The organism is Planctomycetia bacterium, from assembly GCA_016795155.1.
GTDB lineage: Bacteria > Planctomycetota > Planctomycetia > Gemmatales > HRBIN36 > JAEUIE01.
Map to the genome: position 1 here is coordinate 69,811 of JAEUIE010000059.1, position 18,675 is coordinate 88,485.

The following is an 18,675-nucleotide window of genomic DNA, read 5'->3' on the forward strand; positions in this document are numbered from 1 at the left end:
GGTCAATCCACAAAAGTAAATTCGTTCAGATTCCAGAGCAGCCTGCCCAGTTGCACGATGCCGTGCTTTTCGACGTACGCTTTCAAGGATTCCGCTTCTGTTGGCGTCGGGGCACGTTGCAGCACCCATTGCATGGCTTTTTCAATCTGTTTGTCGATGTCTTTTTCCTGCTGCAATTGTTCAGCAAAATGTCGGCTCATGACCAGTAGCAACGGATCATTGAGCAACGCCAGCGCTTGTAACGGCGATACTGTCTGGTTGCGTTTATCCACCAGAATAGACGGATCAGCGCAGTCCATCGTCGCCATCCACGGATTCTGCTGCGAGCGCACGATGGAACGATAGATGGCCCGGCGATGCAACTTGGGATCGTTCGGATCTTTCAATTCATACTGATAATGAGGCGAATGTTCCGGCTTTTCAACAACATAGTCCTGATAGCTGGGGCCACCCATGGTCAGGTCGAGTTTGCCAGCCGTCTGCAACACGCTGTCGCGGAGGGCTTCCGCTTCCAGACGACGGCGGTTCATTCGCCAGAGCAGGCGATTGCCTGAATCAACGGTAATGGCTTTTAGGGTTTCGTCACTCACCTGGCTGGTCTGCTGATAGACCGCGCTGGTAACGATCAATCGATGCAGTTTCTTGAATGAGCCATGCTTACGAAAGTCATCAGCAAGCCAATCGAGTAGTTCAGGATGCGAAGGCTTTTGCCCCATGCGGCCAAAGTCGTTGGGTGTTTCGACCAACCCTTGAGTGAAATGATAGAGCCAGACTCGGTTGACGATGGATCGCCAGGTGAGCGGATTATCTCGATGAACCAGCCAGCGTGCCAGGGCTGCCCGGCGTTCACCTTCAGGTGCTGCTTTGGGAAGGTCAAATGCTGCTGGCATATGTTTGAGCATGCTCATGGAGCCAGGTTGCACTTCTTTGCCTGGCCTGGTGACGTTGCCTCGCGTAAGTAGATAGATAGGCCGGGGAGTGCCAGCGGTTCCTTTGAAGTTGCCTTGTCCAAAATGCACCGTGCCGCTGTATACCTTGGACTGTGCCGGAAGCGTTTTGAGTTGTGATTCGAGATCGCTGATCTGCTTTTCGTGAAGAGCGATCCGTTCTGTTATCGAGGCGGGAACCAGCGAGCGATGCAGTGCCTGCAGCTTCAGTTCTAACTGACGCACACGATGCAGATCCAAAGGCTTGGGAACGATGCCATCTATCAGGTTAGTTTTTAACCAGCGTGGGCCAGCTTCAATGGAATCAAGTGAAGTCACCGTTGCCTTAAGAGACACGTTTTCACCGTCTGCATTGAAAACCCTCCACTCTGCCAGGGATAAGTGATAATCGTTTTGCCGATGCGCCAGTTCGGTTGCAGTTAAACGCAGATAGCGCACGTTAGCATTGACATCAACCGCTACCGGCATGGTGCCAGGATTGGGCTGTACCTCAGCCGTGCGATCAACCAGCATAATGGAATCGCGCATATCTTCGTGTAGCGAAGCAGTAATGCGATACCTTCTGGGAAAGCCAAAGCCCGGACCGATCTGATTGAAATCATCGTAGCAGCCAATGAGTTCCAGTTTGCGAATGGCAATAGGCTCTTTGAGATCGAGCTGTACCCATTTCTCGGTATTGGCCTTTTTCGCCAACTGGCTGTGATATCCATAAGCCGGTGATGAGTTGCCAGCCTGTTGCTTCAACTCAGCAATCTGTTTCTTGAGTTGTTCCAATTCAGGCGACGAGATTTGGCTTCGTTCCTGATGCAGTTTCTGCAATTCCATTTGTGATGCAGCCAGTTTCAGCTGAAGTTTCTCCCGCTGCCTGGCAACAGTTGGGTCTTTATCGTAAGCCTTGTCCGTGCGGTCAATAGCAGCAAAGACGGCCTGCAGACGATAGTAGTCCTCAGTGGGAATGGGATCGAACTTGTGCTGATGACACTGGGCACAATGAACGGTCGTACTTTGAAAAGTGTTAATGGTATTAGCTACCATGTCGTCGCGGTCGAGATGGCGAGCGATTTTGCCGTCGATTTTAGTTTCAGGCAGTTCGACGTGTCCGATGAAATCCCACGGACCTGCAGAAAGAAACCCCAGTGCCTCGATGCCATCGTGGGTGTAGGGATAGAGCACATCGCCGGCAATTTGCTCTTCAACAAACCTGCTGTAGGGTTTGTCTTCATTGAAAGCACGAATGACATAATCGCGGTAAGGCCAGGCATTCGGGCGAGGTTGATCCTTATCGTAGCCATGCGTTTCACCGTAATGAACGATATCGAGCCAGTGGCGTGCCCAGCGTTCGCCATAGCGAGGCGAAGCGAGGTATTCATCAACCTGCTTGGCGTAAGCATCAGGAGAAGTGTCTTTCAGAAACCGGTCCACTTCTTCCGGCGTGGGAGGTAAGCCGAGCAAATCGAATTTCAAACGACGAATGAGGGTGCGTTTATCGGCTTGCGAACTTGGTTTGAGCTGTTGCTTTTGCAACTTATCCCAGATGAATGAATCGATGGGTCTTTTCGACCAGGCACTGCCTTCTTCAGAATGTTTTGGGATTGGTGGTGTTGATAAGGGTTTGAGCGACCACCAGATTTCTGCAGGCTTGCTCGATTTATCTTCAGGCCATGCTGCTCCCTGATCAATCCATTGCCTGATGCGTTGTAGTTCATCTTTCGATAATCGCGCCCCTTTGGGGGGCATGATCATGTCGGGCTCAAGGCCAGCAACATAACGATAGAGGCTGCTTCTGTCGCTTTGCCCGGGAACAATCGCTTTGCCCAGATCGCCCCCCTGCAACGCCGCATCACGCTGGTCGAGGCGGAGACTGCTCTTCTGTTTCTTCTCGCCATGACACTGGTAGCAGTGCTGTTGGAAGATGGGCTTGATCTGCGCGTTGAAATCGATGTCAGGCTGTCTGTCTTGAGCAGCAAGATTTACTATCCACCATAGAAATGCTGCACTCAACAGTACAAGAGCGATTATTCCATTGCGTTGCATTAGGTTCAACATGTGCATTCTGGCAGGGAAGAAGCAGGCAGATTATTATCATGACACGAGGCGTGTTCAAAGTCAATTTCGTAAACGGCAGTCACGAATAACCGCCAGCATACTCACCTTTCGGTAAATGCATTGAAAATCCCTTCAAGCAAGGTTTGACCAACCGGTGCTCCGGTCTGGTTCGAAAGAATGGCAATCACTATTTTTTCCTTCGGAAAGATAGCAAGCACGGAGGAAACACCGTGTCCACCGCCGGGTTGCACGTACATATCTCTTCCTGCACGATCTTTCACGACACGCCAGCCAAGTGCGAATGGAGTAACATCGCCTGCCATCGTTTTCTCTGCCCGGAAAAGGTTCTCAAGTGATTCCGCACGCAGAAAGCCGGGATTCAGAAGTGCTGATCCAAAACGGACCATATCATCTGCGGTCGAGAGATACCCTGCTCCAGCATGCTTGTAACTGGGATCTGCGTACGGTGCATGCCTAGTCTGATTGTTTTCGCGCATGTAGAAACAAGTGCGATTGGGAATAATATCACGCCGCACGTTGAGAACCGTGTCGTTCATTTTTAAAGGCTGCGTGACATAGTGCTGCATCAGCTCTGTGTACGGCTTGCCTGTTGCCTGCTCCATGGCTCCAGCAATCAGTGTGAACGGGCCGGTGGTGTAGTGTGATCGTTCCCGTAATCCGTATTTAAGTTTCTCGCCGTAGAGCAACTTCAGCGCCTCACTGGCTGAATAAGTAGTTGAAGTATTTCGAGTGGCAGCATCAATGCTGTCGTCAAGTCCACTGAGATGGCAGCCAATGAGCCTGGCAGTTATCCCTTTTCCTTTGAATGGAAACTCCGACAGATACTGTTCAAGCGGTGCATCAATATCAAACAGTTTTTCTTCCTGCAGTCTCATGGCCAGGGCCATAGTCAGCGATTTCGAAATGCTGCCAAGACCGAACTTGGTCTGTTTTGTCGCCGCAACCTGGCGTTCCAGATCAGACAGACCAAAGCCTTCCGACCAGCTGAATCTTCCTTCTTTAGCGATTGCCATTCCAACGCCGGGAACGCCCGATCTCTTCATCATTTCATTTATAAATTTAATACTGGACATGGCCGCATTGACAGGCACGAATTGCTGAGCCAACAACAATGGCTGGTCTAGCACCAGCCACACTAACACCAACAGAAACTTGATGATAAAACGAATCATGAAATGACCTGCCTCCCGTGATGTGACTCTACTGTCATTAATACGATCATAATCTGACCAATCCTCTCGATGCAATTGTCAGCAGGCATATCTGCAGCAAAAAGTAATAGCACTCTGCAATCTCGAACGCTACACTTCTCATTACGAAATTTGAGGAGTCATTGTGTCTGCCATCAACACTTATCTCGATCTGCTTACCGAATCATTAGCGCAAGATACTCAGGCCAGGATGGATCAGTATCACCAGCAGCACAAGCTCTTCTTTGGCGACCGGCTGATGTGCATGGTGCTGCGTCCACGCATGATCAGCCTTGCACAGTATCATTTCCTTCAACAGCGGGTGCGCATCCTGCTGAGAGCATTCAACAAGATTCAGACTGCAGCACTAGCCGATATCACGTTTCGCCAGCAGTTCGGCTTAAGTCCGCAGGAAGATGAATTGGCGCTCCTGGAACCTGGGTTTCATGCATTCCCCACTTCGCGGTTCGATTCGTTTTACGTCTCCGATCAGGAACTGCGGTTTACGGAATACAACTCAGAGACGCCAGCCGGTGCAGCTTACAACGTCGCGTTATCGCATATGTTCATGGGGCTGCCTGCATTCCAGGAGTTCCAGCGGAAGTATCAGGTCTATCCGTTACCGACGCATTACGGCGTGATGTCGTCGCTTCTCAAAGCCTATTACCAGTGGCTGGGCCGTCGCGAACTCCCTCGCATCGCCATTCTCGACTGGAAAGAAGTACCCACTTTCAGCGAGTTTGTGCTGTATCAGAATCTGTTCAAACAACATGGCATTGATGCTGTCATCGCGGACCCTCGCGAAGTCACTTATAACGGCAACAAACTCTCTACGTCTGATGGTAAGCCGATTGATCTGATTTACAAACGTGTCCTGATCAGTGAACTGCTGGAACGGGGAGGCATGGAACATCCAGTGGTTCGTGCAGTCCGTGCCGGGCATGTGTGCATGATCAATCCGTTCCGATGCAAGATACTGTACAAGAAGGCAAGCTTTGCTGTTCTCTCCGATGAACGCAACGCCCATCTGTTTGATGCCAACGAGTTATCTGCAGTTCAGGAACATATCCCCTGGACACGCGTCGTCGCGGAACGCAAATCTCAACTACCGATGGTACGTATTGCTTGTCCGGAAACAGTGAATGAAGCTGCGCGCAAGGTAGCTGGGCAAACGGTTGACCTGGTACCTTTTATCCTTGCGAACAAGGATGCTCTGGTGCTCAAACCCAATGATGATTACGGCGGAAAAGGCATCGTGCTCGGATGGACGGTAGATCAATCAACCTGGGAAAAGGCGGTGCAAACTGCGTTGACTACACCATACATCGTGCAAGAACGGGTGCACTTGCCGAAGGAACCATTCCCCTACCTATCAGATGGAAAACTGCAGGTCAGCGAGATCATGGTGGATACCAATCCGTTTGTTTATCATGGTGAATATGTGGAAGGATTCCTTTCCCGCATCTCAGCACATGAACTATTGAACGTCACCGCAGGAACTGGCTCAACGGTTCCGAGCTTTGTGGTGGAGCCACGTCAATAGCCGGGCGCATTAATTCTTTGTGAATAAATGTAGAGAGTCTTGACATCCGAAAGAATTAGGAGTTTAATACCTAAACATTTAGGACTCGGTACGCGAGGAAGACCCGTGCAGATTGCTATACAACCGACCCCACGCGAGTTGGAAATCCTGAAAGCCCTTTGGGATCATGGGCCCAGTGGTGTACGAGAGGTGTACCAGATATTGGCTGAAGCCCAAGACGAGGATTTGGCCTATAATACGGTGCAAACACTGCTTCGTATAATGGAAGATAAGGGCTTGGTCAAACATCATGTAGAAGGCCGGGCATTTATTTATTCGCCAATATTTTCTCGCGAACAGAGTGTTTCCGGTTATGTAGAACGGGTATTTAATGGGGCGGCCAGCGAAATGGTGGCTACCTTGCTCAATAATGAGCGTCTGCCAGCGAAAGAATTAGAGAAGATACAGGATTTAATCAACGAAGCCAAACGTCGCCGTGCGTGAGGCCGTTGTAGAAGTATTGGCAGTAAGCAATGCCTGTGAGGAGTGGATCATCATGCCAGACGCACTGTTCTCGCTCGACGGTTGGCTGCTGCGTACCACCTTGGCTGGAGGCATTGTTTTATTCATTGGCAGTGTATGGATGCTCCTCACCAGGCAGCCGGTGCAACGGCAGAGAATCGGGGAATCAGCACTTCTGGCCGCCCTTCTGGTTGCCCTGCCCGCTGCATTGCCTGCCTGGTGGTCACTGCCTGGCACTGAAGCAGCCAGCCCTACTAACAGGGCACTTTTCAATGGAAACCTTTCAGATCACTTGAATGTTCAACCCGCCAAACCAGAAAAAAAAGAGTCTGCATTTGCGAATTCCCTCGAACTGGCTGAGCAGGATGCAGAACTCTTTGAAATTGTTGGCCTGTTGCAGTCGCTGAAGAATGATGACGGAAGCGATGCCAGCCATCAGGACGGCGGAGTAATTTACCAGGAAACTCCACCTGCTGAAGCTGAAACAGCCAAATGCAAAGTCAAGGGTCTGTCATTTTCAATGCAGTTCTGGACTTGGACACTTCGAGGAATTGGAGTGACCTACCTGACGATGGTTCTGGTGCTTCTGATTCGGTGCAGCATTGGTTATTACGGATTGTGGCGTTACTGGCGGCATCGTCGCCCTGCCCCTGCACATGTTCACACAGCCCTGGCTGAACTCGAACCTGATCCTGCACTCCGACCGCGCATTGGAGTCAATTCTCTGGTTCATGGACCTGTCAGTTATGGCCTATGGAAGCCGACCATTCTGCTTCCACCTCATTTCTGCAATGAAGGCGATCCAGAAAAACTACGCTGGATTCTGGCCCATGAATTAACCCATCTACGTCGTCGCGATGCCTGGGGCTGCCTGCTTCTGGCTTTGGGCGGCGCGTTCTACTTCCATGTTCCCTGGTACTGGTGGATGAAACGGCATGTACGTCTGGCTCAGGAATACCTGGCTGACGCTGCAGCAGTGAAGTTCTCGAGCGCCGTGGAATATGCCCAATACCTGGTCAGTTTAACCTCCTGTTCGTCGCGGCCCACGCTGGCCAGCAGCCAGGCAACAGGTGTTTTCGAAACCCCATCTGATTTATACCGGAGAGTTCACATGTTATTGCATCAACGGAGCGTGCTCGAACGGGGCACCCCGCGCTGGTGGACCGTTACTGCTGCGGCCAGCTTCCTGGCCCTGGCTACCTGCACTGCAGGAATGAAACTTCAGGCTGTGGAACCTGACGTTCATGTTGCCAATACAACTCAGGCTGACGATGACGAGCAGAAAGTTGACAAGAAATCAAGCGACGTTAAAAAAGAACGCAAAGTCAAAGTCATCGTCGATGGAAAAGAAGTTAGCGGCGATGAAAAGAACGTCATCGTTCTTCAAGGTGATGATAAAGGCGATGGTAAACTTGCTCTTCGGATGCAGATTGCAGGCTTGGATGACAAACAGAAAAAAATTGATGAGGCTCTGAAAAAACTCGATCAGGCACTCGAAAAGATGCCTAAGCAACTTGATGCAGAAACCAAAGCCCGGCTGGAAGAAGTAAAAAAAACTCTGAAGTCAATGAAGGAAAATCAGCAGGTCTGGCTCAAGGCAGCAGATGAAGCCAAGGGTGAGGCCGCCAAGTTACATCTTCGCTTGCACGATCTGCATCAAGATCATGCGGCTCTCACAGAGGATGCCAAGAAACATATCGAGCTTCATCTGCAGCAGGCACAAAAACATGCCAAGCTGCAGACTGAAAGAGCAGCCCAGGCAGAAAAGCTGGCCAGTGATCATCGCGATAAAGCATTAGCTGCGGAAAAACTGGCGAAGCAGGCTCAGGAAAAAGCGCTCGTTCGCTGGCGAGAAGCCAGGAGTGGCGACGACCGGGATGCTGCCATCAAGGAACTGGAAAAGGCCATTGCTGAAAAAGAAAAGGCACTGAAGTCGCTCAAAGACAATACTGCCAAGCGTGGTGATATGGTAGCTCGCGTGGCTCCTGCATCAAGCAAAGGTCGATTGGGTGTCATGGTAGCCACCATTGATCCCACACTGCGAAGCCATCTCGATATTGGCGACGATCAGGGATTGCTGATTCAGAACGTGGTGGAAGACAGTGCAGCATGGAACAATGGCAAAGGCTTGAAGAATGGCGACATTCTGCTCAACCTGGGTGGCAAATCCATCAGTTCCAGCCCTGAAAAGTTCGTAGAACTGGTGAAGTCACTCAAGGAAGGAACACACTCCGCTACGGTGCTTCGCAAGGGCAAGAAAGTCAACATTCAAGGTATTAAGCTCCCTGGTGCTGAGAAGATCAGCGATGAAGATACCAAACCAGCTGCAGCCCTGTCACCATTGGAACTGCATCTAGTTCCTGTATTGGATGGCAAAGTCGACCATGTAACACTGGCCCCTTCGATCAACAAGGCAGTTCAAGCACAGATGAAACTTGATCCTGTCGTTATCAAAGACCTCGTTACTATCAAGCCTGAGCTAGCTCAACTGGCTCATGGACAGTTGAAGCTGGAACCTGCAGTCAAGTTTAACCCTGTACTGGAAGTCAAACCCAACATGGTCCTTGAACATCCGATTACGATAGCCGGGGATGTCAAAAAGGCTCAGGTTGTTGACGCCGCCGTGGACCATGATCCTCAGGGTACAGTTACCAGCAAGCCTCGTTTGGGCGTTGTTCTCGATCAGGTCCCTGAAGTGGTAGCTACCCAGGTAGAACTGGCTGAAGATCGCGGCCTGTTAGTCAAGGAAGTTGTCGAAGGCTCAGCTGCTCAAAAAGCTGGTTTCCTGAAAAACGACATCCTGATTGAATTCGCTGATAAGGCTGTAACTCGTGATCATCCTGCATTTACTGAACGTGTGAAATCGCTCAAGCCAGGCAAGTACACCGCTACCGTGATTCGCAAGGGCAAGGAAATCCGCCTACGCGATATTAACCTGACTGCAGTCAAAAGCGTTGACGAAGAACGCAAAGCCAAGGCCAAAGAATGGATGGTGGAAGACACCAAGGAGAAGGAAACAGCCAAAGCTGAATCCAAGAAGAAAGACGGCTTTGACAAGAATAAGGAAGACTTCTTCCCCAACGCCAGGCCGAACTTCAACTTTGGCCGTCAGCAAGGCAATACCTCTGTCAGCATCAACAACGGCAAGTTTACTGCTACCACCACCAACGACGAAAAGACCGTTACAGTTGTTGGCCAGATGGTAAATGGCAAAGCCCAGCCCAGCAGCATCACCATCAAGACTGAAGACTCTGAAAAGAAGTATAAGACTGTAAAAGATGTGCCTGAAGAGGATCGTGCAGAAGTGGAAAAACTGCTCAGCAGCTTCAAGGGCAATGCGTTCATGCTGCGAGGCAACGAGTTCAATGCTGGCGCTTTCAACGATGCCTTTGAGCAACACATGAAGCAACTCGAGAAGCAGATGAAGGAAATGGGGCTGGATAACCCCGGCTTTGAACAAATGGAGAAGCAGATGCAGGAACTGCGCAAGCAACTGCAGCGTTTACGCCAGAATCGACAGAATAATGATGATGATAATCAGAACTAACCTGATTTGAACTAAACTCTGAAAACCCACGGAAGTCCTCCGTGGGTTTCTTGTTGTGTTCCTGAAAAAATGCGATAGGATTTGAGTCTGCCTAGTTCATCCTTCCAGTTGAGAGTTCGCATGCGCTGGTTTGCTGTTGTCTGCTTTGCTGTGGTGTTTTCCTTTCCGCTGCATGCCCAGAAAGAATATGGATTCGATAACCGGAAAGCGTCCGGCCAGCCTTACCTTTCACCTGAAGAGACTGTCAAGCGGATGAAACCGCTGCCTGGGTTTTCGGTTAAATTATTTGCCGCTGAACCGCTGATGACCAACCCGATTGCCATGACCGTTGATGATAAAGGTCGCGTCTGGATCATTGAAAGTTTCGAGTATCCCAAACTGACTCCGCCAGGAAAAGCGCCTCGTGATCGCATTGTCATTCTCGAAGATACCGATGGCGATGGCATAGCAGACAAGCGAACTGTCTTTGCCGAGGGCAAGGACTTTCCCGTTACGAAACAACGTGCTGCCCAGGGTCGCGGCGCCTTCGACATGGCCAGCGGCATTGAAGTCTACGGCAACGGCTGTTTCGTCGGCGCACCTCCCTATCTCTGGCATCTGAAAGATGAAAACAAGGATGGGAAGGCTGATTCCTTCGAAATTGTCGCCAGCGGTTTCGGTTCACAGGATACCCACGAAACTCTGAACACCTTCACATGGGGACCAGATGGCTGGCTCTACGGGCTGCATGGCGTGTTCACTATCTCCAAAGTGACCACGCCAGCACAAACGGGAGAGCCTGCCATCGATATGGATGCTGGCGTGTGGCGTTATCATCCCGTGAAGAAAACCTTTGAAATGTTCGCCGAAGGCACCAGCAATCCATGGGGCATGGATTTCAACAAGGATGGCGAATGCTTCATCTGCTGTTGTGTCATTCCTCATCTGTTTCATATCGTTCAAGGCGGCGTTTACATCAAGCAAGGCAGCAAGCCCAGCTACAATCCTTATGCCTACGGAGCACTCAAAGAAATCTGCGATCATACATTTCATAAGGAAAGCGGATGGGCACACGCCGGCCTGCTCTGTCTCGATGCACCACATTTTCCCAAGGAACTGCAGGGACAACTGATCTTCGGCTCGATTCATGGCTGTTCGATCAAACGCAATTCGCTCAAGCCACATGGTTCCACTTTCATTGCCAGCAGGGAAGATGATTTTCTGGTATCGGGCGATAAGAATTTCAGGCCTATTCAGATGCGTTGGGCGCCTGATGGCTCTATCCTGGTCAGCGATTGGCATGATCAGAATCCATGCCATCAGACCAAACCTGACGACTGGGATTACGAACGAGGCCGGATTTATCGGATTGTGCCCCCGCCGCATCCTCAGATCAGCCTGGACGCTAATCCTTTCCTTAGGAAACGCCAGCCACTCGAGAAACAACTTTCCAGCACTACTACGGAAATCATAAGACTGGATGAACACAAGCCTACTGATGCTCTGATTGCAATCTATGCAAAGCTGATCCAGGATGTATACGATCCTCGAATCCTGCAGAAACTGGCTTCACTCACTCTGCGATGGTCTAAACAGCATAGTGTGCTGCCTCTTCTGACCGCATGGTACACCAAGCCCATTCACACCGATACGGTTATTCCCTTCCTGCTCTGGCTGGCAACCGAACAGGAACTGCAACGAAACCGCACAGCACTTCTTCAGACACTCAGTTCACAAATCAGCCACAGTGATCTGGTGAATCAGCATCTGCTGGCCAGGGTAACTCGTCGTCTTTCCGCAACTAATGATGCTGAGGCGTTCGCCGCCTGTCTGGAACTGATGCAGCCAATCGAGAATCAACAGATACTGGAAAGAGGACTGCAGGGTTTGGCGGAAGGGTCACGAGGGCGAAAGCTGAGTCATGTCAAGGATCTTGCTGCCTGGCATCGGCTAACTCAACGGGCCAGGAAATACCAGAACGCTGCTGTAAATCGATTGTTGCAGCAGATCAGCATCTCATTGCATGATCCGGAAGCAGTCAAGCTTGCACAACATACTTTACTTGATAAGAACCAATCCGTCAGTGCCCGTATGGATGCCATCAGTCAATTGGGATTCATGCAGGATGCGACTGTCCTGCCGGCACTTCAACAACTGCTCGTCGATAATTCACCACTGGAACTCAAGAAAGCAGTTGCTCAGAGTTTACCTTCCTATCAGTATGAAGAATTAGGAAAGGAGATTATTGCAAACTGGAAGCAGTACTCCCCTGTACTACAGGCAGAACTGATTACCACTCTTCGCAGCAGAAAAGCCTGGGCGAAATCGCTGCTCCTAGCATTGGGTGATAAAACCGTTTCTCGCGAGCAGTTGCACGATAATGTAGCCTTGGCCATCAGGCAGTTCAAAGACAGGGAGCTTAACGAACTCCTCGACAAGCACTATGGCGTGTTTCACGAAAGTCCGGCAGAACTCGACAAGCTGCTACAGCAACTCCGTAAGGATGTTGCTCAGGGAACCGGAAACGCTGATGCCGGCAGGAAAATGTTCGAAAAACACTGCATGCAGTGTCATAAATTCGATGGCCAAGGGCATGATGTCGGGCCGAACCTGGATGGGGCAGAACGAACCCGTGAATATCTGCTTTCCAACATTGTTGATCCCAACCGGGTGGTAGGTACCCCCTATTTCACACGCACCATCGTTCTCAAGAATGGCAAACTCATTACCGGCCTCCTGGTGGAAGAAGACGCCAACACGATCAGACTGAAACGGGAAAACGCCATCATCGAAGTGATTGCCAAAGCTGACATTGAAGAACAGGCAACATCCACCAAATCCTTGATGCCTGAAGGCATGTCCAAAAATATGAGGATACAGGAGTTGCGAGACCTGATCCGCTACCTGGAGCATCCGACCAGAAAGTAATATGCCCGACCTCTCCCAACCATTGCTGCAGGCTGAGCATATCAGCAAAGCCTACCCCGGCGTGCAGGCCTTGCTCGATGTTTCACTGCACGTTCATCCCGGCGAATTAGTCGCCATTGTCGGCGAGAATGGTGCTGGCAAATCCACGTTGATGAAGATTATCGCAGGCATCGAACGGCCCGATGCAGGCGAACTGAACTGGCAGGGCTCACCACTGGCACTTCATGGCGTACAGTCAGCAGAAGCAAAAGGCATCGTACTCATCCATCAGGAACTGAATCTGGCTCACAATCTCGACCTGGCATCCAGCATCTTTCTCGGCAGGGAACAAACCTGGGGCGGCCCGCTGCGACTTCTGAAACGGGATATTTATCCCAAAGCTGAAAAACTGCTGCAGATGGTAGGGCTGAAACAATCGCCTTACACCAGGGTTGGCGAGCTGTCCGTTGGGCAGCAGCAACTGGTAGAAATCGCACGGGCCCTTGCACTCGATTCCCGGCTGCTCATCATGGATGAGCCGACCAGCAGTTTGACAGAACAAGAAACACAAACGCTATACCAGGTTATCGCACAACTGAAATCGCAGGGTGTTGCTATCCTTTACATCTCCCATCGGCTCAAGGAAATTGAAACGCTGGCAGACCGTGCTGTCGTTTTGCGTGATGGCAGATGGTCGGGAGAATTGAAGCGCGAAAGCATACAGGCTGACAATCTTATCAAACTGATGGTTGGAAGGGATATTCGCAGACATACATCGACTGGCGAAACTACACGACGCAATGATCCAGTACTGGTTACGAAAGACGTTTGCTGGGATGGTAATCATGCTGGCGTATCTCTGAAGGTACATGGTGGCGAGATTGTAGGTTTAGCCGGGCTGGTGGGTGCAGGACGCACAGAATTTGCCGAGGTACTATTTGGCATCAGACCACTACATCACGGCTCCATCACCTTGAAAGGCAGCCACTTTACACCTCGTTCTCCCCGTTATGCCATCGATCATGGGCTTTTTCTGGTGCCGGAGGATCGTCGTTTGCAGGGGCTTATGCTGAATGATTCTGTTCGCAACAATATCAGCCTGGCTACCCTCGATTTACGACAGAAGTTCAGCCTGATTCATTTTCAGTCAGAACGGGAGCAGTGTACGAAGTTGATTGGGCAACTGCATGTCCGTACGCCGTCGCCTATGCAGTTGGTGGGGTTACTCAGCGGAGGCAATCAGCAGAAAGTGGTGCTGGCCAAGGGGCTGGTTCGCACCCCGGAAGTATTGATCCTGGATGAGCCTACACGGGGCGTGGATGTAGGTGCCAAAGAAGAAATCTATAGCATCATGAAGGAACTGGCCCGACAGGGTGTAGCGATTTTGATGATTTCCAGTGATCTTGAAGAAGTATTGGGCATCAGTGATCGCGTGGTGGTGCTGCATCAGGGGCAGGTGGCAGGCATGCTGGATCGTGAGGAAATGAACGAAGAATCCGTCATGCAACTGGCGACAGGAAGACGGCAAACCGTCAGGATGGCATCATGAAAAAACTGATCGGGTTGGCTGCCTTCCTGTTCGTGCTGTATGCAGCGCTCATGTTCTCTGATCCGACTGCCCGCAGCCTGGCGAATCACATCAACCTGGCGAAACGCATCGGGCTTTTCGGCATACTCTGCCTGGGCGTTACTCCGCTCATCATCAGTGGCGGAATTGATCTATCAATCGGTGCTGTAGTTGGGTTCTGTGCCACCATGCTGGCCATTCTGGTGAATGACAAAGGCTGGAATCAACACGTAGCTGTAGCGACGGTTCTCAGCTGGGGACTTGTGATTGGATTTATCAACGGACTGTTGGTAACAAGATTGCGCCTGCAACCGTTTGTGGTGACGCTCTGTGGGCTATTCATTTATCGCGGACTGGCACGATGGATTGCTAACGATGGCATCAAAGGGCTTGGGGGAAAACTCAGCTTTTATTCCGACTGGTTTCGCAATGGCGACTGGCTGGGGGTGCCGAAATTTTTTGTCATCTTCCTGGTGCTGGCAGCGATCATGGCAGTGTTTCTGCATTTCAGCGTTTATGGAAGATATTGGCAGGCAATTGGCGCCAACGAAAAAACAGCGCTCTACAGCGGCATCCGTGTGAACTGGTACAAGATTCTGGCGTACATGATCTGCTCGCTATTTGCAGCTATTTTCAGCGTGCTCTATCTCACCGAGTATAATTCAGCCATTCCGTCATCTACTGGTAATTTCTTCGAACTTTATGCCATTGCCGGTGCTGTATTAGGTGGTGTGAGTCTGCGGGGTGGCGAAGGAAATGTTCTGGGAGTCATCATCGGAGCCATGATTCTCTGGATATTACCCAATTATGCACGTATGGCAGGCATTGCTGATTCACTGCAGGATTTCGTGATTGGCAGCGCGCTGCTGCTGGGTGCCATTGTCGATGAACTACTCCGTCGGCGGATGGCTCGCTGAGAACTGTTCTTTTTTCAGTGTCAGCCAGGTAACTTCCGGCTTGCAGAAATATCGCACCGGATGGCCGCCGCTCAGCCCCCGGCTGACATGCATTACGGTCTCGTTCTGTTGAAACACTCCGCAATCGTACTGTCTGCCGGTCTTACTCGGAACAAAGATGGAGCCGAAGCCAGGTACACGAATCTGTCCGCCGTGGTTGTGACCAGCTAAGACCAGATCAAACTTATTCTGCACCGTCCAGGCATACTGATCGGGAGAATGAATCAGGGCCAGACGAAAGAGATTATTCTGGTCACGATCTGGAACATCGGGGATGGGGTCAAGCCAAGGGGCTTCATTGCCTGCTATAAGAATGCGTTCATCACCCAACGAAATGGTTTCACATTTTCCACCCAAAGTAATGAATCCCATTTCATTCAGCAGTGCATTCACTTTGTCGGCATCGTATAAGGCATCATGATTGCCCCGAATAGCGAGTTTGCCGAGTCGAGGCTGCAACATCTGTAATAATTGGAGCCAGTGATAAAAATCCTTATGGTCAATGAGATCACCGGTGAGGATCAGGAGATCGAATGGCCTTTTTGCGCAGTAGTGAAACACACGTTCGAAGTAGCCTCGCCCTGGTCTGCCGCAGAAATGGAGATCGCTGATGTGAAGCAACCGGATGCCATCCCAAGTAGCAGGCAACCGCGGAATAACCAGTTCACGTTCAACCAGATCGACATGGAAGATTTCATTGCCTGGAAGGTGCGTTTTCCAGGCTCTTCTGCCAGTTCCAGCCGGTTTTCGACCCAAAGCCTGCGCGACATCAAAGGTATCTCGTTTGATAAACCGGTGTGCTACCGGTTCTTTTCTTAGCAGATAGGTAATCCACACCAGTGGAAACAAAATCATACCCAGCAAACCAATCAACCAGAGATATCCGGTGAAAAGCCAGTTCAGTGGCACGGGCCAGCTTTCCCAAAATGCATCCGGCGCCTGGAATCCATTGACCAGAAACCACCAGAGAGGAATGCCGCTCAATATGACATGCAGCACCAGACGAACGAGATCGGTCCAGAGTGCCTGCGAGCGAATACCATGCATCCAGTTGATCGCCCGCACCCAGATCAAGGCATGCCCCAGGCAGCAGACAACAAAAACGAAGAAGTAATATTGCTGGATAAATTCAGCCACGTTCAATGCTTTACCCGAAGTTGAAATGAAAACCTCCCCTTGTGAAGGGGAGGACTAAGCTTATTCTATGAATGTTGAAAGCAGATCACTCATTCATGTACATCCGCAATCGCTCGGTTACCACAGTTAGGATTTCTTCAACCATGCACGGTCGTTGACGGGCTTGTTCTCGGTGCTTCGTCCGCCAATCTTCATGATGAGCTTGTTGCCATAGACGTAGCCACTGAAGAGGAGGTTACGGTTGGCGCCATTGATCATCTTGACAGTAACGATCTCGACGTAGTTTCCTGTGATGGTCCCGCGCACCTGGACAACGGGGTGATTGGCCACGCCGGGATCGAGGTGGATGTGTCCATCGAAGGTCGTACCGGTCTTCTTGTGCACGTCGAGTCGCATGCGTGAGTTCTTGCCCGTTGGCCCTGAGCGAGTGCCTTCCCATTTAGTGCCACCCGTGAATTCGGCCATACCCGGGAGTTCCCTTTCGAAGTTCTCTTTCTCTTTGGTTATGGTCTGTGCTCCGGGGAGGTCATTAGCCTTGAGTAGCTGGTCAATGCGCTGTTCATATTCCTTCATGAGCGGGACGGATTTGGCGTTGATGAGGCGCGAGTAATCAAATGCCGCAGCGGCCAAGTCGTCGTTTTCGGGCCAACTGCCAGTGTCGATAAAGTACTGCTTATCCTGGGTCAGCTTGGTCATCAGGCTCGTTCTGGCGCTCCCCGACATATTCGCCTTGCGGACCTGGTTAATCATCTGATCGAATGTCTTGATGGCCTGCTCCCGCGCCTGAGCTCTCGCCTGATTGTACTCGCGTTTGAGTTTCTCCAGTTGTCCCTGAGCCATGATGCTTGAAGTCGCCAGGGCAACGAAGGCAAGTGTGAGAAGATTGCGAAGCGTCATAGTCTCCCCTTGGGGCGATGTGCAGACATTGAATTGATCCTACTGTATTCAATAGCAAACATGATTGCCAGCCTGGATTGGAGTAGCAAGTCGGCACTCCAACTAACCATGCCGACATCGCCTGGGTGCCATAGTTTGCCGGTATGTCCGGCTAACTATGGTTGGCAAGCGAAATTTTAATGTCACCCTTCTATAACCGTCATCACAAACAGTATTATGACAAAGAACACGCATGCGCCCGATGTCCGCTCATCCGCATAGAGATGTTAAGTGAAGTTGACTCAGAGTTTCGACATAGTTAGGCCGAGTACGGCCAAACTATGGCACCCGGGCATGTCCCAGGCAGCAGACAACAAAAACGAAGAAGTAATATTGCTGGATGAATTCAGCCACGTTCGATGCGATACCCGAAGTTCAAATGAAAACCTCCCCCGTCTGAGGGGGAGGAAAAATGTATTCTATGAATGTAATCGAACAATCATTCATCGCGACCATAAATGGTCAGCATGAAAATCTTTCTGATCGAGCGTTATGTGAGGCAACACTCGATCATGGGAATAGTATTCCACTTCCTGACCCTTATCATCAAAAGTAATAATTAAGGTAGGCAGATGTCGCTCCGGCAAATCGGCATCGGCACTGAAGTGCCAGTAACGAATTCCCCCATGAGGCAGAAGTGCTTCTTCGCCAGCGGGTATCTTCTGGATGACCACTTCCATGGGCGCTCGTGATTCTGCACGAGTCTGCAAACCCAATGTCTCGAAGGTCGAACAGCGGGGCTGGCCTGCAAGATATTTATCAACGGCCAGCCCAAATCGTTGGATGACATTGGCAAAGCCTGCCTCATTTAATCCACGCCGGCTGTTAGCAGTCGCCATGTCCGATTTCATGGAAACATCCATGCGGATACCGGAAAGTACATCACCCTTGCCAGTCAACACCTTAAGCATTTCATGATAAAGTTCAGGCACATAGAGAATTTCCCGGCCTTCATTTTCTCCGCCCGGCAAGCATTTAATGTGTACTGCAAAAGGCTTGTGCCGAACGGTCAGCATGACAACATCTTCCTGACATTGCCTGCCAGCCACCACTTCTCGGCGCCGCAAACGGACTCGATAGTCTTCGAGTTTTTCCATGGATTGCTGGGCATTGCTGAGAATTTCACGCAACTTGGCAGCCTGGGCTGGTTCCACTTGAACAGGATCAGCCGACTGCAGCAGAGCAGTACCAGTCAGCATGAGAAACAATAAGGGTACGCTCAGCGCGCAACGATTCCAGAAAATAATCCGCATGAAAGGCACTCCCTTGCCTTAAGTCGCGGGATCATACGCACAAGTGCCCGAATCAGGCAAGGCCAGTCATGTGGGGATTCTCATTCGACATCGTTGTTGAGGAATGTTATCTTGACAGAATAACAATACTCCCACTGCAGGTATC

Annotated in this window: 11 protein-coding genes; 6 read left to right on the top strand and 5 right to left on the bottom strand. The window is 50.7% G+C overall.

The window, feature by feature from the left end; genetic code table 11:
* Positions 1-2: 2 nt before the first annotated feature.
* Together JNJ77_20830 and JNJ77_20835 are read right to left on the bottom strand one after the other, a co-directional pair.
* Entirely contained in the window at positions 3-2,981 is a 2,979-nt protein-coding gene (locus JNJ77_20830; GenBank protein ID MBL8825046.1) for a DUF1553 domain-containing protein, read from the bottom strand.
* 113 nt (positions 2,982-3,094) lie between these two features.
* Complete coding sequence (locus JNJ77_20835; GenBank protein ID MBL8825047.1) at positions 3,095-4,186, bottom strand: beta-lactamase family protein; 1,092 nt, start codon at positions 4,184-4,186, stop codon at positions 3,095-3,097.
* A 160-nt stretch (positions 4,187-4,346) separates the two neighbouring features.
* Between JNJ77_20835 and JNJ77_20840 the strand changes: the two genes are divergently transcribed.
* The 6 genes from JNJ77_20840 (at position 4,347) to JNJ77_20865 (ending at position 15,165) form a co-directional block, all read left to right on the top strand.
* The gene (locus JNJ77_20840; GenBank protein ID MBL8825048.1) at positions 4,347-5,747 is read left to right on the top strand and encodes a hypothetical protein; all 1,401 of its coding nucleotides are present in this window, start codon (positions 4,347-4,349) and stop codon (positions 5,745-5,747) included.
* Positions 5,748-5,852: 105 nt separating this feature from the next.
* A complete protein-coding gene (locus JNJ77_20845) occupies positions 5,853-6,230 on the top strand; it encodes a BlaI/MecI/CopY family transcriptional regulator (GenBank protein ID MBL8825049.1) in 378 nt (125 codons plus the stop codon).
* Between the two features lie 52 nt (positions 6,231-6,282).
* Positions 6,283-9,795 carry a hypothetical protein gene (locus JNJ77_20850; protein MBL8825050.1) on the top strand — a complete coding sequence of 1,171 codons (3,513 nt, stop codon included), beginning with the start codon at positions 6,283-6,285 and terminating at the stop codon, positions 9,793-9,795.
* A 120-nt stretch (positions 9,796-9,915) separates the two neighbouring features.
* Complete coding sequence (locus tag JNJ77_20855; GenBank protein ID MBL8825051.1) at positions 9,916-12,702, top strand: c-type cytochrome; 2,787 nt, start codon at positions 9,916-9,918, stop codon at positions 12,700-12,702.
* A 1-nt stretch (position 12,703) separates the two neighbouring features.
* The gene (locus JNJ77_20860; GenBank protein MBL8825052.1) at positions 12,704-14,230 is read left to right on the top strand and encodes a sugar ABC transporter ATP-binding protein; all 1,527 of its coding nucleotides are present in this window, start codon (positions 12,704-12,706) and stop codon (positions 14,228-14,230) included.
* Positions 14,227-15,165 carry an ABC transporter permease gene (locus JNJ77_20865; GenBank protein MBL8825053.1) on the top strand — a complete coding sequence of 313 codons (939 nt, stop codon included), beginning with the start codon at positions 14,227-14,229 and terminating at the stop codon, positions 15,163-15,165. Before JNJ77_20860 ends, JNJ77_20865 begins: the two co-directional genes overlap by 4 nt.
* Here JNJ77_20865 and JNJ77_20870 read toward each other — a convergent pair.
* The 3 genes from JNJ77_20870 to JNJ77_20880 all read right to left on the bottom strand — a co-directional run bounded on the left by JNJ77_20870 (position 15,139) and on the right by JNJ77_20880 (position 18,530).
* Complete coding sequence (locus JNJ77_20870; GenBank protein ID MBL8825054.1) at positions 15,139-16,341, bottom strand: metallophosphoesterase; 1,203 nt, start codon at positions 16,339-16,341, stop codon at positions 15,139-15,141. The genes JNJ77_20865 and JNJ77_20870 overlap by 27 nt on opposite strands.
* A gap of 126 nt (positions 16,342-16,467) precedes the next feature.
* Positions 16,468-17,238, bottom strand: a complete 771-nt coding sequence (locus tag JNJ77_20875; protein MBL8825055.1) for a hypothetical protein — start codon at positions 17,236-17,238, stop codon at positions 16,468-16,470.
* Between the two features lie 482 nt (positions 17,239-17,720).
* A complete protein-coding gene (locus JNJ77_20880; GenBank protein MBL8825056.1) occupies positions 17,721-18,530 on the bottom strand; it encodes a DUF1571 domain-containing protein in 810 nt (269 codons plus the stop codon).
* Between the last annotated feature and the right edge of the window lie 145 nt (positions 18,531-18,675).